This is a genomic window from Neoluteolibacter marinus, from assembly GCF_014904755.1.
Lineage (GTDB): Bacteria > Verrucomicrobiota > Verrucomicrobiia > Verrucomicrobiales > Akkermansiaceae > Haloferula > Haloferula marina.
On the sequence record NZ_JACZFQ010000268.1, the window covers coordinates 1 to 227 of the forward strand.

Annotated in this window: 1 pseudogene; it reads left to right on the forward strand. The window is 74.4% G+C overall.

Going from position 1 to position 227, the window contains the following annotated elements:
• A pseudogene (locus IG178_RS24805) lies at positions 1-227 on the forward strand (ATP-grasp domain-containing protein); the annotation flags it as partial.

Here is a 227-nt window from a genome sequence, read left to right on the forward strand (position 1 = left end):
TGCCCACGGCCCAGGCCCGGACCTGCACGACCGAGCAGCAGGTCCAGGACGCCCTCGACGCGTTCGGCGCTCCGCACGTGGTCAAGGACGACGGCCTGGCCGCGGGCAAGGGCGTCGTGGTGACCGAGGACCGCCAGGCGGCCGCGGCCCACGCGCTGGCCTGCCTCGAGGCGGGCTCGACCGTGGTGATCGAGCAGTTCCTGGACGGCCCCGAGGTCTCGCTGTTC